Source organism: Methylobacter sp. BlB1 (assembly GCF_015476545.1).
GTDB lineage: Bacteria > Pseudomonadota > Gammaproteobacteria > Methylococcales > Methylomonadaceae > Methylobacter.
The window spans coordinates 107,572-127,629 of sequence record NZ_JADMKV010000004.1; the positions used below are offsets into that span (position 1 = coordinate 107,572).

Annotated in this window: 20 protein-coding genes; 7 read left to right on the forward strand and 13 right to left on the reverse strand. The window is 48.4% G+C overall.

The features are described from left to right. Positions 1-170 precede the first annotated feature (170 nt). Positions 171-1,160, forward strand: coding sequence for a serine/threonine protein kinase (locus tag IT781_RS03245; protein WP_194968695.1), 990 nt, complete (start codon positions 171-173; stop codon positions 1,158-1,160). A gap of 23 nt (positions 1,161-1,183) precedes the next feature. On the opposite strand, the gene rnhB is transcribed toward IT781_RS03245, so the two are convergent. The 7 genes from rnhB to efp form a co-directional block, all read right to left on the reverse strand. Continuing rightward, positions 1,184-1,792 carry a ribonuclease HII gene (gene rnhB / locus IT781_RS03250; protein WP_194968696.1) on the reverse strand — a complete coding sequence of 203 codons (609 nt, stop codon included), beginning with the start codon at positions 1,790-1,792 and terminating at the stop codon, positions 1,184-1,186. A 58-nt stretch (positions 1,793-1,850) separates the two neighbouring features. Further along, positions 1,851-2,627 carry an acyl-ACP--UDP-N-acetylglucosamine O-acyltransferase gene (gene lpxA / locus IT781_RS03255; RefSeq protein ID WP_370526908.1) on the reverse strand — a complete coding sequence of 259 codons (777 nt, stop codon included), beginning with the start codon at positions 2,625-2,627 and terminating at the stop codon, positions 1,851-1,853. Then, the gene (gene fabZ / locus IT781_RS03260) at positions 2,624-3,067 is read right to left on the reverse strand and encodes a 3-hydroxyacyl-ACP dehydratase FabZ (RefSeq protein ID WP_194968698.1); all 444 of its coding nucleotides are present in this window, start codon (positions 3,065-3,067) and stop codon (positions 2,624-2,626) included. The genes lpxA and fabZ overlap by 4 nt, the downstream gene beginning before the upstream one ends. Before the next feature lie 55 nt (positions 3,068-3,122). Continuing rightward, positions 3,123-3,623, reverse strand: a complete 501-nt coding sequence (locus tag IT781_RS03265; RefSeq protein ID WP_194968699.1) for an OmpH family outer membrane protein — start codon at positions 3,621-3,623, stop codon at positions 3,123-3,125. Between the two features lie 104 nt (positions 3,624-3,727). Further along, entirely contained in the window at positions 3,728-6,046 is a 2,319-nt protein-coding gene (bamA, locus tag IT781_RS03270; protein ID WP_194968700.1) for an outer membrane protein assembly factor BamA, read from the reverse strand. A gap of 74 nt (positions 6,047-6,120) precedes the next feature. Further along, positions 6,121-7,098 (reverse strand): EF-P lysine aminoacylase EpmA, encoded by a 978-nt coding sequence (epmA, locus tag IT781_RS03275; protein WP_228778883.1) that lies wholly within the window; start codon positions 7,096-7,098, stop codon positions 6,121-6,123. 2 nt (positions 7,099-7,100) lie between these two features. Beyond that, positions 7,101-7,670, reverse strand: a complete 570-nt coding sequence (efp, locus tag IT781_RS03280; RefSeq protein WP_194968702.1) for an elongation factor P — start codon at positions 7,668-7,670, stop codon at positions 7,101-7,103. A gap of 87 nt (positions 7,671-7,757) precedes the next feature. On the opposite strand from efp, the gene epmB reads away from it, so the two are divergent. Beyond that, on the forward strand, positions 7,758-8,786 hold the full coding sequence (gene epmB, locus IT781_RS03285) for an EF-P beta-lysylation protein EpmB (protein ID WP_194968703.1): 1,029 nt from the start codon (positions 7,758-7,760) through the stop codon (positions 8,784-8,786). A gap of 36 nt (positions 8,787-8,822) precedes the next feature. Here the strand turns inward: epmB and IT781_RS03290 are convergent, their stop codons facing one another. Then, entirely contained in the window at positions 8,823-9,725 is a 903-nt protein-coding gene (locus tag IT781_RS03290; RefSeq protein ID WP_194968704.1) for a 5'-nucleotidase, read from the reverse strand. 26 nt (positions 9,726-9,751) lie between these two features. Further along, positions 9,752-11,242, reverse strand: a complete 1,491-nt coding sequence (locus IT781_RS03295; RefSeq protein ID WP_194968705.1) for an SPOR domain-containing protein — start codon at positions 11,240-11,242, stop codon at positions 9,752-9,754. A 130-nt stretch (positions 11,243-11,372) separates the two neighbouring features. Between IT781_RS03295 and IT781_RS03300 the strand changes: the two genes are divergently transcribed. Genes IT781_RS03300 through IT781_RS03310 form a run of 3 tightly spaced genes read left to right on the forward strand, consistent with a single transcriptional unit; the run spans position 11,373 to position 13,836 of the window. Further along, a complete protein-coding gene (locus IT781_RS03300; RefSeq protein WP_228778877.1) occupies positions 11,373-11,933 on the forward strand; it encodes a glycine cleavage system protein R in 561 nt (186 codons plus the stop codon). 8 nt (positions 11,934-11,941) lie between these two features. Then, the gene (locus tag IT781_RS03305) at positions 11,942-12,424 is read left to right on the forward strand and encodes a peroxiredoxin (RefSeq protein WP_194968706.1); all 483 of its coding nucleotides are present in this window, start codon (positions 11,942-11,944) and stop codon (positions 12,422-12,424) included. Then, positions 12,421-13,836, forward strand: a complete 1,416-nt coding sequence (locus IT781_RS03310) for a PhoH family protein (protein WP_194968707.1) — start codon at positions 12,421-12,423, stop codon at positions 13,834-13,836. The genes IT781_RS03305 and IT781_RS03310 overlap by 4 nt, the downstream gene beginning before the upstream one ends. A gap of 52 nt (positions 13,837-13,888) precedes the next feature. Here IT781_RS03310 and IT781_RS03315 read toward each other — a convergent pair whose 3' ends face one another. Together IT781_RS03315 and IT781_RS03320 are read right to left on the reverse strand one after the other, a co-directional pair. Then, positions 13,889-14,989, reverse strand: coding sequence for an AI-2E family transporter (locus IT781_RS03315; RefSeq protein WP_194968708.1), 1,101 nt, complete (start codon positions 14,987-14,989; stop codon positions 13,889-13,891). 133 nt (positions 14,990-15,122) lie between these two features. After that, entirely contained in the window at positions 15,123-16,742 is a 1,620-nt protein-coding gene (locus IT781_RS03320) for a bifunctional aminoglycoside phosphotransferase/ATP-binding protein (protein ID WP_194968709.1), read from the reverse strand. A gap of 170 nt (positions 16,743-16,912) precedes the next feature. Here IT781_RS03320 and IT781_RS03325 point away from each other — a divergent pair, with 170 nt between their 5' ends. Beyond that, positions 16,913-17,479, forward strand: a complete 567-nt coding sequence (locus IT781_RS03325; RefSeq protein ID WP_194968710.1) for a YbhB/YbcL family Raf kinase inhibitor-like protein — start codon at positions 16,913-16,915, stop codon at positions 17,477-17,479. 238 nt (positions 17,480-17,717) lie between these two features. Then, positions 17,718-18,800, forward strand: coding sequence for a serine aminopeptidase domain-containing protein (locus tag IT781_RS03330; RefSeq protein WP_228778878.1), 1,083 nt, complete (start codon positions 17,718-17,720; stop codon positions 18,798-18,800). Between the two features lie 3 nt (positions 18,801-18,803). Here IT781_RS03330 and IT781_RS03335 read toward each other — a convergent pair whose 3' ends face one another. Further along, a complete protein-coding gene (locus tag IT781_RS03335) occupies positions 18,804-19,253 on the reverse strand; it encodes a CBS domain-containing protein (protein ID WP_194968712.1) in 450 nt (149 codons plus the stop codon). Positions 19,254-19,522: 269 nt separating this feature from the next. Beyond that, entirely contained in the window at positions 19,523-20,008 is a 486-nt protein-coding gene (locus IT781_RS03340; RefSeq protein WP_194968713.1) for an ATP-dependent zinc protease, read from the reverse strand. Positions 20,009-20,058 lie beyond the last annotated feature (50 nt).

The following is a 20,058-nucleotide window of genomic DNA, read 5'->3' on the forward strand; positions in this document are numbered from 1 at the left end:
CCTATCCGCAGTAACCAGCTATGCCTCTTGAAACATCGGAGGCATGGCTGTCTCTCTTCAGCTCAGATTTATCGAACGATATTTTCCATTGAGCAACTATCCTATAAAATGAGTCGATATATTGATATTGGTCCACAGCAAGGGATAGCATTCCAAGTTACAACAAGCTTATGAATACTGATCTCGCACCGTTTTCGGCACTGACCCCCGATATAATTTTAAATGCGCTCGATTGTGTCGGTCTACAGACTGATGGTCGCCTGCTCGCGCTCAATAGTTATGAAAATCGTGTTTACCAGGTCGGCATAGAAGGCGGCCCAGCTGTTGTCGCGAAATTTTACAGACCCGACCGCTGGAGCGATGCGGCTATTCTCGAAGAACACGCTTTCATAAAAGAACTGGCTCAGCATGAAATCCCCGTTGTGCCCGCAATGACATTCAATGAAAACAAATCATTACACCAAATAGAAGGCTTTCGTTTTGCAGTGTTTGCCCGCCAGGGCGGCCGGGTTCCTGAACTGGAGGATCCTGAAAAACTTGAATGGATGGGGCGGTTTATCGGCCGCATACATGCAATCGGTGCTTTAAAGCCTTTTAAGAAACGCCCTACTCTAAACATCGACAGCTTCGGTCATGAATCGAGAGCCTATCTGTTGGCCAATGATTTTATCCCGCTAGATCTGATCGATGCTTATAGTACTGTCACAGCCCATGCGCTTGATGCCGTGGGACGCTGCTTCGAACGCGCAGGCAAACTGAATACCCTGCGGCTGCATGGCGATTGTTATCCGGGCAATATTCTATGGACCGAAGACGGTCCGCATTTTGTTGATTTTGATGACAGCCGGATGGGCCCCGCTGTTCAGGACTTGTGGATGTTATTGGCAGGAGATCGTGCCGATATGACTGTGCAATTAAAGCACCTGCTCACCGGTTACAGAACTTTTTATGATTTTAACGTCGCGGAGTTACACCTCATTGAAGCACTGCGCACGTTACGTTTGATTCATTATTCCGCCTGGATTGCACGACGCTGGGACGACCCGGCGTTTCCCTTGGCGTTTCCCTGGTTCAATACGCCCCGTTATTGGCAGGATCGTATCATTGAGCTGCGCGAACAGATAGCGTTGATGAATGAGGAGCCTCTGGAAGCGGTTTAACCCCAAAACGGCCGGGTTAAAATCTATTTCATCCCATTGGCTATCATGGATTTTACCGGATTAAATGATCTTCTATGCACGCTTAAATAACCAAATTGCTCGATTTCGGCCAGATGTTGCTTGGTGCCGTAAGCCTTGTGCAGATGAAAGGAAAAATCAGGATATTTCTTGTGGTAGTCATACATGATCTTATCCCGCTCGACTTTCGCCAAGATAGAAGCTGCACTGATGGCTTTCACTTTGCTGTCGCCTTTGACAATGGCCTGAGCGGGCACGAACAAATCCGGGAGCTGGTTGCCGTCTACCAGAACCTCATCCGGTCTTACAGACAAAGCATTTATAGCCCGCTGCATGGCCAGCAGTGTAGCCTGAAGAATATTCAGTTCATCAATCTCTTCAACACTGGCTTCAGCCACTGCCCAACTTAAAGAGGCTTCCTTGATAATCCTGCACAGACTGTCCCGCCTGCTTTCACTCAGCTTTTTTGAATCGTCCAATCCGTCGATGGGCCGCGACGGATCCAAAATGACAGCTGCCGCCACAACAGGCCCCGCCAGAGGTCCCCGGCCGGCCTCATCAACGCCTGCGATCTTGAAATTGAAGGGACGCTTTAATAGATAGTGGTCATCCATAACGAATAGCCCAGTTGAAATTAAAAAGTCATGGCTTAATCCGCATTTGCGTCGATAGTTAGCGCAAAATGCCTCTGGTCACATTGCGCAGAAAACTAACCATATCGGATAACTGTTTGCTGTCGCCGGCCATGTCTTCCATTTGTTCAATTGCATCTTCCAGGCGCAAGTTCATTTTATAAATGATTTTATAAGCCTTTCTGATCAACCGAATGTCTTCCGGAGAAATACCGTTGCGTTCCATGCCGACAGAGTTTATGCCATGCGGCCGGGTTGGCTTGCCGCCGACCATGACAAATGGAGGGATATCCTGTGTAATTGCACTGCCCATGGCGGCAAAACTGTATTGCCCTATTTGGGTAAACTGATGCACCAACGTAAATCCGCCCAGGATAGCGTGACTGTTTAAATGCACGTGGCCGGCTAACGACGCGCCATTCGCCATAATGACATGGTCGCCAATAATACAATCATGCGCTACGTGCGTATAAGCCATGAACAGATTGTCACTGCCAATCTGAGTCACTCCCTTATCCTGTTTGGTGCCTCTGTGCATGGTGGCGAACTCCCGAATCGTGTTCCTGTCACCGATCTGAAGCCGGGTCACCTCGGATGCATATTTCTTATCCTGAGGATCTTCACCTATTGATGTGAACTGGTAAATGCGGTTCTGCTTGCCTATTGATGTAGGCCCTTTGATAACCACATGAGGGCCGATGACTGTTCCGGAATCAATCTTGACATCAGGCCCTATAACGGAGAAAGGGCCTACAGTTACATCTTCCGCTAGCTCAGCTTTAGCATCAATAATAGCTGTTGGATCAATCAAGGTTATTCTACCACTGCCGCACATCTGATTTCGGCACTCGCGACAAACTCGCCGTCTACCTCGGCGCGACAATCGAAAGCCCAAATATTACGTTTGCTTTTAAGGAATTTAACTTCCAGCATCAATTGGTCACCTGGTACAACCGGGCGTTTAAATTTTGCCTTATCAATACTGGCCAGATAATAGATCATGCCTACCAATTCATCGGGGGCTGTTTCCGATGCCAGCAATCCGGTAGCCTGAGCTAAAGCCTCCAGAATCAGCACGCCGGGCATAATGGGTTTTTGCGGAAAATGGCCTTGAAAAAACGGTTCATTATAAGTAACGTTTTTGACGCCGACTAATCTTACTCCGGGTTCACACTCAATGACTTTGTCAACCAATAAAAAAGGGTAACGATGCGGTAAGAATTCTTGTATTTGTAAAATATCTAGCTTAACAGACATAGCAGAGAGTGCTTCATTAAAGAGTTATAATTATATGCATGAAAAATTTAATGAATTATTCTGGCGATCTTGACAGTTTTTCTTGAACTTGACTGGTGACATCAATCTGTTCACTCGCGTAGATCACGCCATCTGTCAGCAATAAATCGAAATTTTGATCTTTGGCTATTTCACGAATAACTTCAACTATACGGCGTTGCAACTTACCTAACTCATCATTGCGGCGAAGATTGAAGTCTTCACTGAATTCCTGCTGAGCTCTTTTTGCATCTCTCTTTTTGTTTAAAATATCTTTTTCTAGATTTCTTCTTTCTGACTCGCCCATAACGGAAGAATCTCTAGCCATTTTTTCTTCCATATTTTGAATTTCTTTTTGTTGGGCAACCAATTGCTTATCACGAGGCGAAAATTCCTGCTCCAGACGTTTTTTAGCTTTTTCGGCCTGAGGCGCTTTTTCAAGAACAGCAGGAATGTTGACAAAGCCTATCTTTAAGTCGGCAAAGCTTACATTCGCAGTCAGTAACAGTCCTAAAAATAAAGCAATTTTTGTTTTCATTGTCAAACCTATCTCCGGTTATAGTTAAAATTAAATAATTGATAAAAATTGTTAATGTATTAGTTAAATTATAGGTGATAAGCCAACCAAACCAAAAACTTCTTCTAAAAGTTTTGTCCAAAGTTGAATTGGAAGTACTTTTTGTCATCTTTTTGTTCATGGGGACCGTTAGCGTCTGTGTATGTAGTTGTACCCGCATTTAAAGGCATTGCAATACTGACAGATAGAGCACCGAATGGTGACAGCCACTCGCCCGACAGGCCCGCTGCATACCTTAAGTTATCTATTTTGAATCCATTGTTGACGGTTCCGGCATCAAAGAAAGTCCCCAGCCGAACCGATTTTGTTTCCGGCATGAAAGGCACAGGAAAAAACACTTCGGCATTGCCGATTATTTTGCTTGACCCCCCAAAAGGTCGCGCTCGGGAATCCCGCGGACCCAATGTATTGGTATCGTAACCGCGCACAGACCCCCAACCGCCAGCAAAGTAATTTTCGAAGAAAGGCAGTTGATCTGTCTTGCCATAACCGTCGCCATAAGCAATTTCCCCGTGCAGGCGCAACGTAAGATCCTTGGCCAAAGGAAAATAGTGCTGCTGCTTGTAACTGACTTTGTAATACTGAAGATCACTGACTTCTGGAACCGTAACCAAAGCAGAGAATCGTTGCTGTCCCCCTCTGTCAGGAAATATCGCCCGATTAAGCGTATCGTGCGTCCAGCCCAGAGACGGCAATAAGGTTAGATACTTGTCGCCTTCTTTATTAATAAAATCTGTGATTTGTTGAGACGAAAAGTTAGGGTTAGCTTTTAATTTAGTATGTCTCAGATCCGTATTAAACTGTAACCGGTCAAATTCATTGAATGGAATGCCAAAATTGATGCCGGTATTAATGACGTCAGTCGAATAGTTGGCGAGGTTGATTTGCGTTGCATCTCGCGTCGTATAGCCAAGGTCATAACCAAAACTTACACCATCCAGCGTAAAATACGGGTTATAAAATCCGAATTGGTACTGCGTGAGGTAATCACTGTTATTAAAGGCCAGATTCACTCGCTTGCCGGAACCGAAAACGTTGTCCTGGGAAATATTGGCGTTCAAAACGATGCCTTGCGTTTGAGAAAAACCTATACCGGCCATCAGGTTACCGTTGGGTTTTTCCACCACTGAATAATTCACGTCGATCTGATCGGAAGTTCCGGCAACAGGCGGTGTTTCAACATTAACCTCTTCAAAGTAGCCTAAACGCTCCAGGCGCGTTTTCGACCGTTCAATTTTTGAGCTCGATGCCCAGCTTGACTCCATTTGCCGCATTTCCCGCCGCAGGACCTCATCACGGGTTTTAGTATTACCCTTCATATTGATGCGCCTTACATAAACGCGCTTGCCCGGATCAACAAAGAAAGTCATATCAACGGTTTTATTGGCCTCGTTGATTTCCGGCACCATGTTAACGTTGGCAAAGGCATAGCCTTCATCGCCTAAACGGTCGGAAATCGCTTTCGAGGTTTCCGTGGCGTTTTTTCTGGAAAATACTTCCTTCGGCCCGACTTTGACGAGCTTTATAAGCTCTTCAGGCTTGACGACCAGATTACCGGCCAGTTTTACTTTTTCAAGCGTATAAACGTCGCCTTCTTTGACATTGATCGTCACATAGATATCTTTCTTATCCGGCGTAATCGCTACCTGCGTGGATTCTACCGAAAAATTGATATAACCGCGGTCAAGGTAATAAGAACGCAATTTTTCCAGGTCCGCGGATAATTTCTGCTTGGAATACTGGTCGTTTTTTGTATAAAAAGACAAAAGATTTGAGGTGCTTAATTCAAACTTGCCCAACAGCGTTTCATCATCGAATACAGTATTGCCGACAATATTGATCTGTTTGATTTTGGCAACTCGGCCTTCTGAGATCTTGATATGAATGCCGACCCTGTTCCGGGTCAGATCGCTTACTTCCGTGTCGATTTTTAAACCGTACTTGCCGTGACTGTAATACTGGCGGCTCAATTCCTGCTCAACTTTATCGAGCACCTGCGGATCGAAAACCTTGCCTTCGGATAAACCGATCTTATTTAGAGCTTTTGTCAAATCATCCTTGCTCAGGTCCTTGTTGCCTTCAAAGATGATTTTTGCTATCGATGGACGTTCCACGACATTAACAATCAGCGTTGAGCCATCCCTTTCCAGTGAAATATCCTTAAAAAACCCGGTTTTGAACAGGGCCTTGATTGCCGGACCGGCATTATCCAGAGAAAATCTTTCGCCTACATTGACGGGCAGATAGTTATAGACCGTGCCTACCGAAATACGCTGAAGACCTTTGACCTGGATGTTATCAACAACAAATTCTTCGTCACCTTTAACCGCTTGGGAAACGAGTAGTAATAGCAACAGCAAGCGTGAAAAAGTATTTGATCTCATGTAAACGTCTAATAAAACATAATGTCCGGTATTAAAACTCGCAGGATTATAGCACAGTAACAGCTTTAAACGAGTTAAGCCCTATTGACAGGAAAGCCAAGCACATCTTCAATCGATGCGCTATCCGACAATAGCATCAGTAAGCGGTCCAAACCTATGGCCATGCCCGAACACTCCGGCAGGCCGGCCTGCAATGCAGCAATAAGACGTTCATCCTTGACCGAAGCAGGCAGATTTCTTTGCCGCCTGATATCCAGTTCCTTGTCAAAACGTTCACTCTGTTCCTTGGCATCGGTCAACTCAAAATAACCGTTGCCCAATTCAACGCCATCAATAAACAGCTCGACCCGATCTGTAATTAGCGGATCATGTTCACTGATTCTCGCTAATGATGACTGGCAAACAGGAAAGCCGTACACCATGCATAAAGCATTCCGGCCTAAATAGGGTTGAACCTTATGGCTGAAAATAAAATCCAGCCAGATAGCATGATCATTTCCGCAGATACTGACGGCTTCCGGTAATTGATTATCCAGCGCATAAGCGCAATACTGCGGATATGAAAACTCGAGCGGATCCAGCCCGGTATAACGTTGAAATATGGCCTGGTAAGTGAATCTTTCTGTTTCCATCAGCGGCTTGCGGTGATCGAACAACCTGGCTATCAGGTCGGCGCACTCATCCATTAATTCCGCCAATTTGAAACCGACGTGATACCATTCAAGCATCGTGAATTCAGGATTGTGAAATCGTCCGGATTCGCCGTTCCTGAAGGCTTTGGCTATTTGATAGATGGAACCGCTGCCGGCCGCAAGCAGCCGTTTCATGGCGAACTCGGGCGAAGTTTGCAGAAACAGCGTCTGTTTCTGAGGAACCAAAGAATATTCGGTAGTAAAAAACGCCAGCTGCGGGTCAGTTCCGATCCCCTGGCTCAACAGAGGCGTCTCCACCTCGAGCACAGACCTTTCAGCAAAAAATTTACGTATATCGGCGAGCACTTGCGCCCTCAGGCGCAAGTGCTCTACGGAACACGTCGGCCGCCAATCACCCAGCACTAGTCTTTGACGCGTGAAACATATTCACCGGTACGCGTGTCGACTTTGACGACTTCACCGATTTGCACAAATAAAGGCACTCTGACCACGGCGCCTGTTTCCAGCGTAGCCGGTTTGCCGCCGCCGCCGGAAGTATCGCCGCGTACGCCGGGATCGGTTTCGGTAATGGCCAATTCGACAAAGTTGGCTGGCGCCACAGACAGAGGCACGTCATTCCATAAGGTTACGGTGCAAAGATCCTGATCTTTGAGCCAGTTCTTAGCTTCGCCGACAGCTTTTTCATCGGCTTGATACTGTTCAAACGTATCTGGCACCATGAAATGGCGGTATTCGCCATCGTTGTACAGGTATTGCATTTCCACATCGACAACGTCAGCACCTTCCAGAGACTCGCCAGATTTGAATGTTCTTTCGATCACGCGGCCAGTCTTGAGATTTCTGATCTTAACCCGGTTGAAGGCTTGGCCTTTCCCCGGTTTGACGAATTCATTTTCAATAATCGCGCAGGGATCATTATCCAGCATGACTTTCAACCCGGCTTTAAATTCATTGGTACTATAACTAGCCATTTTATCCTCGAGACTACAAACAATAATTAAAATTTAACCATTATAATAGATGGCCCCAACTGATAGAAACTCTAAATAACCCATTTCATGTTAGAACGACGAACCGAGACAGAGCACTTTAATCTAAATTGGCAGCAACAACTTGCTGAAGCCTTTAATAGCATTGAAGAATTATGCCGTTATCTGCATTTATCGCCGGATGATTTACCGGTCTCATCAGCGGCTGGCAAGCGTTTTCCTTTGCGTGTTCCGCTTAATTTCGCCGCCAGCATGGAAAAAGGCAATCCTCACGACCCTTTGCTCAGGCAGGTATTGCCGGTCAATGATGAGCTGCTTGCTTACCCGGGCTTCAGCAATGATCCTGTCGGCGATCTCCGGGCGGCAACCGGAGCCAGCGTACTGCACAAGTATCAAGGCCGCATTTTGCTCATCAATACAGGCAGCTGCGCCATCAATTGCAGGTATTGTTTCCGCAGAAACTTTCCTTATGCCGACCTGCAACTCAGCAAACAGAAGGAAGATGCCGCTATCCGGTATATAGAGGAAGACCCCGCCATCTCGGAAGTCATTTTAAGCGGCGGTGATCCATTAATACTCAATGACGCCCGCTTGACCGGACTCATCCAACAACTGAGCCGCATCCGGCATTTAAAACGCATCCGAATACACAGCCGGCTACCCATCGTTCTGCCCGCCCGCATAACGAACGAATTGCTCGACGCGCTGACACAAAGTCCCGCGCAGATTGTTCTGGTCGTGCATTGCAATCATGCCAACGAAATCAATGAGCGCGTCATTGCCGCCTGTACGGCGCTCAGAAACAGCGGCATTACCCTATTTAATCAGTCGGTATTGCTGAAAGGCGTCAATGATACGGCAAAACAGCTATGCGAACTGAGTGAGCGCTTATTCAGCCACGGCATCATTCCTTACTACCTGCACCTGCTCGATAAAGCGAACGGAACGGGGCACTTTGAAGTCTCCGAACAGGATGCGCTGGCGCTGATGCGGCAAGTCCAGGCCGCCCTCCCCGGCTATCTTGTGCCTAAACTGGTCAAGGAAGTAGCCGGCATGACGTCCAAGCAATACGTGTTTGATGACGCCAGCGGCTGCTAACGGCCCGGTCTTTATTGCAGCGCCGGCAAGCTGGCGCTAATCCGCCAGCGTTTGATTGACAATGCCATGCGGCACATGCGCCGCGGCCACATGCTGGGCAGCAGATTCGCAATGTTTTTTCTGATCGTCGAAGAAAATATCGGCCCCAAAGGCTTTCAGGAAAGGCCCTTTGGCCATGCCGCCCAAAAACAGCGCTTCGTCAATACGGATGCCCCAGAGTCTTAACGTTCTGACCACGCGCTCATGAGCCGGGGCCGAGCGTGCAGTCACCAATGCCGTCCTGATCGGCGATGATTGCGGATCGAACTGCGACTGAATGTAATGCAAAGCGGCAAGAAACTCTTTAAAAGGCCCGCCCGGCAAAGGCGTTTTAGCCGCTTTGCGCTCGTTCTCGGCAAATACCTGCAGCCCCTGCTGTTGATAAATACGCTCCGATTCATCGGAAAATAAAACGGAATCGCCGTCAAACGCAATGCGCAACTGACCAGACGAAGTAATCGAGGACGGGCCGCAGAGTATTGTAGCGGCAGCAAAGCCGGCTTCAAGCGCCTTGGCGACATCGTCGGAATTGGCCGACAAAAACAAATGCGCACCGAATGCTGAAATATAGTTGTAAGGCGAAATGCCGCTGGTAAATGCGGCGCGGGTGATATTCAACCCGTAATGGGCGATTGAATTGAAGATTCTCAATCCCGTATCGGCGCTGTTTTGCGATACCAGGATGATTTCAACGAGCGGTTCATCAAGACAACGTTCATTAATAGACAGGAATTTCTGAACCAGAGAAAATCCATAGCCGGGAGCCAATACTTCATCTTCATGCTCGACCTGATAACGGCAGAAAGCGTCCTTTCCCTGCGTCTGGAATATCGCATGGGAATCATCCAGGTTAAATAAGGCTCTGGATGAAATAGCGACAACAAGTTTTTGCCTGCTCATGCTCTTCTAGGCCAGTATTTTAAACTTTAACTCTGAGTATTGCCTACCCAGACCGAACTCAGCTTAAGGGTCTTCTTGACTTTCGCGGCGTACAAGGCCGCCTCATTCCTATTCTTAAAACCTCCTACACATAGCCTGTACCAGGTATCCCTGCCCACTTTGACATCAACTACGTCAACAGGAACGCCTTTTTTGCCAAATTCAGCCGCTTTGCTTTTGGCGTACCCTTCTTGCCTATAAGCGATCAGATTGACGGACCAGTCGGCTGTTGCATTATCTTTTCCTGATGCGCCTTTTTGAGGTTTGGTTTTTTTCGTCTTTGCAGAAGCGGACACTGGCTTGCTGATTTCTTCAACAGCCGGTTTTATGGTTTCAGTTCTCATAGCTTTCGGTTTGGCGGCTTGCACCGCCAGCGCTTTGCTTTCCATAACGGCCAGCCTGGCTTGCAAGTCTTTAAGCAGATCTTGCGCTTTCTCTTTTTCCGCTACATCTTCAGTAAGCTCATTTATCTCTGTTTCCGCTGATAATGGCGCCTTGCTCGACAACTGCGCCATGATGTCATCGACTCTCTGGTTCAACTGTTCAATAGCGGCCTTGATATCGTTCAGCTCATTATCGGAACTTTGTACAGAAGCCGTTCCAAGCGTACTAACGAGTTCGTTTAGCCTTGATGCCTCCTTTTTCGCATCATGGGCTATTAAGCCGAACCCAATTGCAGCCATCAATGCAGCACCGCCCAAAACCATGGCGATATAAGCGTAAACTCTTATGCTTTGAATTTTGCTTTCTAATTCAGCCTTCAGCATCTTCTGAAGCAGGCTAATGGAATCCTGATCGGAATTGGATGCACTCGATGCTGTCATGTCAGCATTATCAGATTCAAACCGGCCATCGTCACCGCGCCTCGGCCTTATTCCAGCCAAGACTTCATCCTGAGCGGCAGTACGGATTTTATCAACATCAGGCCGATTTTTTAGACCGAAAAGTTCCTCATCATCCAAATCGTCCCGACCGGAAGGCGCATTAAAATTATTAAAAAGAATATTGTTATCCCTGTAGTCTTCAAATAATGCTTCCTCATACCCACTTTGATCCCCAGTCTTAACCGCCTGATGACCGGAAGCCTCAAACGCCTGTTCTTCAGAGTCATTAATCTCGAAAAAACTCTCGATTTCATCCGGCATTTCTTCATTTGAAGCGCTTGTTTCATCATCGATGATGATATCGACAAATGAGGCGTATTCTTCCTGTTCTTCAGCAAGCAAATCATCGCCAAACTCGTCAGCTTCGTCCGACAAATCAATATCGTCAATCTGAGGATCGTCATTGTCGTCTGCCTGATACAACGCCTCTGAATCGAAATCCTCTGCCAGAAGCAATCTGTCAATGGCATCCTCTTCGTCTTCCCGGTCATTTGATGAAACCTGAGAAGACTTTACTTTATCCAGCATGGCATCTAACTCATCATAAAAGTCATTAAGGCTGTTTTTGCGGTTATTATTTGCTGGATCTGCCATATTCACGTCCTTTGGTGGGGATAAAGATAACCATAAAATCTGAATCAGTATCGATGCTTGCCGATTTGAAAAAAAATTTCTTTATTTTAAGGTCAATAAAACTTAATGTTCATAAAGTTTCGCTCATTTGATGTTAAACTTTCAAATAAAACTTTATAAGAACAATATGCAACTAGCTATCACTGCTTTAGGCGACAACCAGATTAATTTTATTGCAGAAATATTACCCGCCATACGCGACTGTAAATGCAATATTCTCGAGATAAGATCTTCCCGCCTGGCCCAGTCTACAGCCGCCTATATGCTTGTTCAAGGAAACTGGAACTACATTGCCAAACTCGAAAGTTCATTAGACACCATCCAGAAGCGCCTTGAGATTCAAATTCATAAATTACGCCTGGAAAACAAAGAAAAAAGCTGTGATTACGTACCTTATTCGTTAGAAACCATATCGCTTGACCGCGACAATGTAATGGAATCCATTACGACTTTCCTTTTTGACCGCGATATCAGCATTGAGGAAATATCCGGCAGTTGCTATCAGGCGCCCTATATTCAAACCTCCGTATTCTCCACCAAATTTGTCATACTGATCCCGCCGCATCTGCACCTGCTATCGCTGCGCGAGGAATTCCTGGACTTCTGCGATCAGTTAAACATTGATTCAATCCTTGAACCCATAAAACGATAGGCCCTGAAATGACGACACTCAGCATAGGCCATCCTGTGCCTGATTTTGAGGTTCCGTCTACCGGCGGAAAAACTTTCAAATTATCGGACTATCGCGGCAACTATGTTGTCCTTTATTTTTACCCTAAAGACAACACGCCGGGCTGCACACAGGAAGGCCAGCATTTCCGCGACAATATCCAAAAATTCAATGCCTTCAATGCGGTCGTAGTAGGCGTATCGCGCGACACCCTCCGCGTCCACGAGGGTTTTAAATGCAAGCAGGCATTCCCTTTTGACCTGCTATCGGATCAAGATGAAGCACTTTGCCGATTGTTTGATGTCATAAAAATGAAAACCCTTTACGGCAAGGAGGTTCGCGGTATCGAGCGCAGCACTTTCCTTATTGATCCGCAAGGACTGCTTGCCCGTGAATGGCGCAAAGTAAAAGTCAAAACACACATAGAAGAAGTGTTGCAAACATTGATGGAACTCACAGGAAATCAGCAATGAATATTCAAACATCGCCGGACAAAAAGTTATTTGTTTTAGATACCAATGTGCTGATGCACGATCCGACCGCCATCTTTCGCTTTCAGGAGCACGATATTTTCATCCCGATGATCGTACTGGAAGAACTGGATCATTCCAAGAAAGGCCTGACCGAAGTTGCCCGCAACGTCAGACAGGTCAGCCGCTTCCTGGATGAACTGATCCGCGATGCCAGCCCGCAAACTATCAATGACGGCCTGCCCTTATCGCGCATAGAACATGGCTTGGCGGAAGGCGTTGAAAGCCAGGGACGCCTGTATTTCCAAACCAGCGCCATGACGGCACTGTTGCCGGACAGCATGCCCGGCAATATCGCCGATAACTCTATCCTGCGTATTGTTTTGGCGCTCAAAAGAGAATTGCCCGACACGAAAGTCATTCTGGTCTCCAAAGACATCAATATGCGCATCAAGGCAGCGACTTTGGAACTGCCCGCCGAGGATTACCATAACGACCAAACACTGGAAGACATCGACCTGTTATACAGTGGCGTCAAGGCACTGGACAGCAATTTCTGGGAACTGCATGGCGCGAAAATGGAGTCCTGGCAGGAAAGAGACCGCACTTTTTATAAACTGGAAAATCCGCTGGTCGCCGAATGGTACCCCAATCAGTACTTATATATAGAAGATGAATCCAATTTTGAAGCCATCGTCAGATCCGTGGAAGGTCAGGTGGCCGTATTGGAACTGGCGAGAGACTATCGTTCCAAACACAATAATGTCTGGGGCATTACGGCAAGAAACCGCGAACAGAACTTCGCCCTTAATGTATTGCTGGACCCGGACATCGATTTTGTCACCTTGTTGGGCACGGCAGGCACCGGCAAAACCTTACTGGCTTTAGCCGCGGGCCTGACCATGACCATAGAGCACAAAGCCTATCATGAAATCGTCATGACGCGCGAAACCATTCCGGTCGGCGAAGATATCGGCTTCCTGCCGGGCACCGAAGAAGAAAAAATGGCGCCGTGGATGGGGGCATTGATCGATAACCTTGAACTGCTCGGCAGCCGCTCCGGGCAAACTGAATGGGAACAAGGCGCATCCACGAATATGATCATGAACCGGGTCAAGATCAGATCGCTAAACTTCATGCGCGGCCGAACATTCCTGAACCGCTTCCTGATTATAGACGAGGCGCAGAACCTGACCTCCAAGCAGATGAAAACCCTTATAACGCGCGCAGGCCCCGGCACAAAAATTGTCTGTGTCGGCAATCTTGGACAAATAGATACGCCCTACTTAACCGCGACCACGTCCGGATTAACCTATGTGGTGGACCGCTTCAAAACCTGGCCGCATGGTGCGCACATCACCCTGCGCCGGGGCGAACGCTCGCGTCTGGCCGATTACGCATCGGATATATTGTAAAGCCGGCAGAAGGGATCAAGGCGAATGAATAAATTCGCTTTGATCCTGAATTTTAGTAAACGTTATTGTCGCTGTTATCGCCAAGGCGCGGCCAAGCCGTCAGCACGGCTTTAACGACTGTGGCCAGCGGAATTGCGAAAAATACGCCCCAGAACCCCCATAAGCCGCCAAAAAACAGGATCGCCACGATAATCGCTATCGGATGTAAATTAACCGCTTCGGAAAATAAGAACGGCACAAGAAACACGCCATCCAATGCCTGAATGACTGAATAGACTACCACGACATACATAAAGTCATCGCCAGCCAGTCCCCATTGAAAGTAAGCCACGCCCAAGACCGGAAAAGTCACCAGCGTAGCGCCTACATACGGAATAATGACCGACAAGCCCATCAGCACAGCCAGCAACATGGCGTAATTCAGGCCCATCGTAGAAAACGTAACATAACTGGCCGACCACAGAATAAAAACTTCGGCAAATTTTCCACGTATATAATTGCCTATCTGTATGTCGACCTCCTGCCATACGCTCTCGGTTAAATGCCGATCCCTAGGCATGAACTGCAATAGCCAGTCCACCAGCACTTTTTTATCCTTTAAAAAGAAAAAAACCATTAGCGGCACCAGAAACAGATAAACCATGGCACTGACCAGACTCATCACAGACGCGGCCGACATCGACAGCATATTCTGACCATACGTCAACAGTTCCCGCTGAACGACAAGCATCATTTCCCTAACTCTATGTTCCGAAATGAATTGCGGATACCTTTCAGGCAGGCGCATGATGCCATCCTGCACCTGGTTGATGATCAGTGGAATATGCTGAACAAGCTCTACGGCCTGCTGTGACACTATCGGCATCAAATAGAACAGCAAAAATCCCAAACATGCCATGAATCCGGAAAACACCAGATAGACCGCCGGCAGCCGCGGCACATGCATACTCTCAGCCTTACTGACCAGTCCTTCAAGCAAGTAAGCCAATACAATGGAAGCGAAAACCGGCATCAACAAACCGGATAATGAATAAATCAGCACAAAGCTGACGATTAAAATAACTGCCAACGCAATTGCTTGAGAATTGGGCAGAAAACGCTTGAAACCGTCTCGAAAGAAACTTGAATTCACAAATGGGGGTTGGGTTGTCATAAATAACGACGCATTTTTATAATAGTTATTAGCTTTATTCTACATCCAATAAACCATTAGACCTATGATGATTTTGGGGATGAGATGCTTAAAAGGATACCTATCGCCCAACCCGATGTATGCTCGGCCGCCATCAAGGCGGCAGAATGTTATTTACCTCATCAAATAGCTGATCCAGCGCATTACTCATCTCGGTATCCATGGTTATCGTGCAATTCAGTTCATCGGCAGACAGCGGCTGCGCCGACACAAGCTGCTTTTTCAGCACGTCCAAAGTCGCTTCGGACGCGTCATTCATCAATTGCCGCCGCTGTTCTATGCGCCTGTATAATTCCTGCTCGGAGGCTTTAAAATCAATAATCAGAAATGGTACGCCGCAATCACTTGCCAGATTTCGAAATTGCTCACGCAGTGAAGCTTGGATAAAGGTCGCGTCGACAATCACCGTAAAGCCCGCTTCGATCACGGCTTTAGCCAGTTCGGACAGACGCTGGAAAGTCCGGCGCCCCGCCTCTTGCGTATAAAGGCCCTGATCGACGCCGCTATCAGTCGCCTCCAGCATCCGGTAACCGAACAGCCTCTTGCGCTCGATATCGGAACGGATCTGTATCGCGCCCAGCCGCTCAACCAACTGACTGGCCAGCGTGGACTTTCCCGATCCGGAATAGCCATGGGTAATGATCAATGCGGCCTTGCCCTCTTTAGTAAAGCGCTCGGCCAGATCCGCATAAACGGCATACTCGGCAAGTGCCTGCAGGCAAACGGCCTCATCATTGCGCTGCTGCGCCATCCGCAGCATCGTCACTTTAGCGCGCACCATGGCGCGATAAACCAGATAGTAACGCAACAGCGCCAGGCCGGAATAATCGCCCGTGTAATGCAGATAATGATTGAGAAAACGATAAGCCAGACGTTCATGCCCGGCATGCAGCAGATCAATGAACAAAAAGGCTATCTCGCTCATGACGTCGATCCAGCGCAGTGTCGGATTGAACTCAATGCAATCGAACGGCGTGACCTTGCCGTCGATCAGGGTAATATTGTTCAGGTGCAGATCGCCGTGGCATTCGCGCACATAACCCTGCCGCTTGCGCACTTGCATCAGGCTGGCCTTGCAGCGCCATTGCGCATCGCCCCATGCCTGGATCAATTCAAGCTGGCGCAATTGTCGCTCATCGGCCAGCAACGACTTGACCGTGTCGAGGTTCTCTATAAACCATTTTTGAATCACCTCACTGTCGCCATAAGCGGAGTCTTCATCTGCCCGTTCAACGGATTCATGAAACTCGGCAATCAGCCGGGCTGTCTGATCGATCTCATCGGCCTTGAGCCTCCCGTCCGCAGCCCGCTCGCTCAGCAGTTGCCCGGCAGGAAACTGCACCATCCTGACGGCATATTCGAAGGCCTGGCCTGTGCCGGCCAGCTGCGGATGCTCCGGCGTTCCTGTTATAGCAACAACATCGAGATACAGTTCCGGCGCCAGACGGCGATTAAGTCTTATCTCCTCCTCACAGCAAAATCGCCGCCGCTCCAGTGTTGAAAAATCCAGAAAACCGAAATCAACCGGCTTTTTGACTTTGTACACATAGTCCCCTGTCAGCAATAACCAGGAAATATGCGTTTCAACCAGCCTGATCGAGGCAACCGCATGCGGATAGGCATCGGCCTTGCATAATGACTGGATCAGCGGCGGATGAAGGGCATCACCTTCCCTGGTTGGCTCATGACGCTTTTCGTCTGATTCATTGTTCATGCAATACCTCTGCCGTTTTAGTATGGCAAAAAATTTGTAGATGACCTTAAGAGTACCAGATCTTCCTAGAGTTGCCGCCAACCTGAAATGGCGGGTTTATTGATTCGTCTCATGGCGGCATTTGAACAGCGCCGCCGATACTATGCCATCAACAGAAAACGAGGTGACCCATGAAGGCGATCAATAGAGCCGTCTCTATAAGCTCGATTTTTTTGACTTGCTGTTTTTATACCATTCCGGCCTTTCCGGCTGAAGGAGGACAGTCCATGACCATGACGCTGAAGTCTCCCGATTTTAACCATCAGGGCGAAATCCCCAAGCAATCTACATGCGATGGCGCTGATGTTTCACCGGCACTGGCCTGGTCGGACATTCCGCCAAACACCAAGTCGCTAGCATTAATCGTCGACGACCCCGATGCACCCGACCCGGCCGCGCCTAAAATGACTTGGGTTCACTGGGTGCTTTACAACATCCCGCCGACAGCTTCCGAATTGCCGCAAGGTGTCGCTCCAAGCGCCTTGCCGACCAGCACGCTGCAAGGCAAGAATGACTGGAAACGCACCGGTTACGGCGGACCTTGCCCGCCCAAAGGCCGGCACCGTTATTTTCATAAGCTGTATGCCCTGGATATAGAACTGCCGGATATGCATTGGCCTGACAAAGCCCAGCTTGAGAAGGCGATGGCCGGTCATATCATCGGCCAGACGGAATTGATCGGTACTTATCAGCGTTAATAAACTGATGCGCAGATACATTCTTAAGGCGGCTATATCAACTGTAGGCGGGGTTGGTAAACCCAGCATTCGAGGCTCCCCATGCTGGGTTTGCCAACCCAACCTACAAGCCCTTTTTTGCCTCTCAATATGCCTGTTGTTGTGCGCCTGCTCGCGCCAGCAGACAGTCACGGCGCCTTATCCTTTCTGGGGGCAACCAGTCTACCTGAAGGTGGAGGGAAATGATGCCTGGCGGAGCATGCAGATCCTGAGACCGGCCGCGCCGGATGCCGCTCAAGGCTGCCTGCTGATCGTGCACGGCATGAATGAACATATCGGCCGCTATGGGCGTATAGCCGAACACTTCGCCGACCGTTTTATAGTTGTTGGCCTGGACCTGACGGCTCACGGGCTGAGCAATCCGGTATTATCACAAGCCCATGAAAGCATCACTGCCGGTGCGGCGGCTTATGATGCCAGTCATGCCTATCTCGAGCAGGCCCAATTCCGGGACCTGCAACCCATGCGCAACGATCTGGCATCTGCTCTGCATTACCTGTCCGATCAATGCCATAGCCGCGCCAGTTCCCGACTGGCTTGCGGCATACACGCCATCCCTGGCGATAAACCGTTGCCCATATTTATTTTGTCCCACAGCATGAGCTCGCTGGTTGTCTCATCCTATCTGCTGCAAGCTGAAAACAAGGCATTAAGGGATCGAGTGAAAGGCGTTGTGCTCAGCGCTCCGGCCTTTTCTGTAACCGAAGTACCCGGCTGGCGCGGCTGGTTCCAAAACCCGATAGTCCGGTTTACTTTTCATACGCATGAACATTTTCTGAATCCACAAGACGAAGCATTACCTCTCATGCTTTTCAACCAACTTCTGGCCGTGATCAGCGTGCCGCTGCAAGATGGCATAATTGAATTATTTTCACTGCCGGGCATGCGCAACCTGTTTTCACCGACCGCACCGGATTGGGTAAGGGATTATCTGACTGATTCTGAAGAGGAAAAACAAAAACTGAAGAATGATAAATACATAATACGGCAGTCCGTGCTCCGTTATGTGCTGGCGATTGAAAAGGAAATTATCCAGTTCAGGCGCCAAATGGATCGATTCGACGCCCCTTACCTGCTTATTTATTCCGAAAACGATCCCATCACGCCGGCTTGGGGGAGCACTGATTTCGCAGCCGCTACACGATCGAATCATCCTGACAACCGGCTCGTCCTGCTAGCCGGCATCAGCCACCACGAGCAGCTTTTTTCGTCCCCGCCGTTGCGCGAGCATATCCTGTCCGTTATCGATGACTGGCTGCAAAAACGCCTGACACGAAAATAATAGTTATGGTCTGAGATTTTTTTCACAAAGCAATTCTTTTCTGATCAAGCCGGCCAGATCCCTCAATTGCTCGGCAAACAGATCGATAAGATCGTCCATGGCCAAAATACCGATCAGGGCGCCCCCCGCATCAACCACAGGCAGACGCCGAATGCCTTTGCTGCACATTTTTTTGACAGTGTCGATCAGATCGTCATTCTCTCTGGCCACGACAAGATCTTCAGCCATAATGATGCCGACATCAACGGCATCGATATCGATATCCTTGGCGATGAGCTTAATTACGATGTCCCTGTCGGTTACCATGCCTATCGGATAATTCAAGCCGTTACGGTTTTCGGCGACGATCACATTACCGACATGATAATCGCGCATAAGTTTTGCGGCCTCCGAGACAGAGGACTCTTTTTCGGTGATGACCACTTCACGATTACAAATTGTTCCTACTGACATAGCGCCTCCTAAATTTAAAGAAGCCTGAGCGACAGGGCATGAATCGTAATAATGACGGACTGGATAAAATTTATAATGATTTTGATCAACTCATTAAAAATACCCTTCATTTTGACAACAGGCCAACAATCGACACCGGAAGCCATAGTTCGCAGTCGGCAACTGCCGCATAGTTTGGTGCATCGGGCCCGCATCATCTTGAATGCAGCCGCTGGCTATCACAATAAGATCACCGCCAAGGACCTCCATGGTCGCTATCGCCATACCGGTCACTTATCAGCGAGTTCCAGCAAGCTATCATCCCGGCAGAGTTCCGGCTTTCCCTGCAGATAGGATGAACTGGGGTCGATAACAAAGCGCCTATTCATCGCGGTACGCCCGAGCAGCATGCGAAAGCGCATACTGTCGCGATTGGTCAGCGTCATCTCGGCCCTGATCAGCGAACGCCCCAGCACAAGCTCGGTCTCTATGACGTAGCGCAACTGCTTATGCCCGCCCGAATCCGAAACCAGCCGACGGTCTTTGACCGGCGCATGACATTCAACCACCACGTCGGTTCTGAGCTGACTGGGATGAATGGCGAACATGACCCAGCGCTGCCCGCCTTTTCGATAAGGGTCTATAGTGAAAGCATGCAGGGCCGATGAACGGGCGCCGGTGTCGATTTTAGCCTTGATCTGTCCGATATTCAGCTCTGGCAGCGCCACCCATTCGCGCCAGCCCAGCATCGGTAACTGTGTCGATAAATCAGTCATTATTTATCTTTGCCTGGAGATCTATTATCGGTTTAGAGTTATGCTTGTAG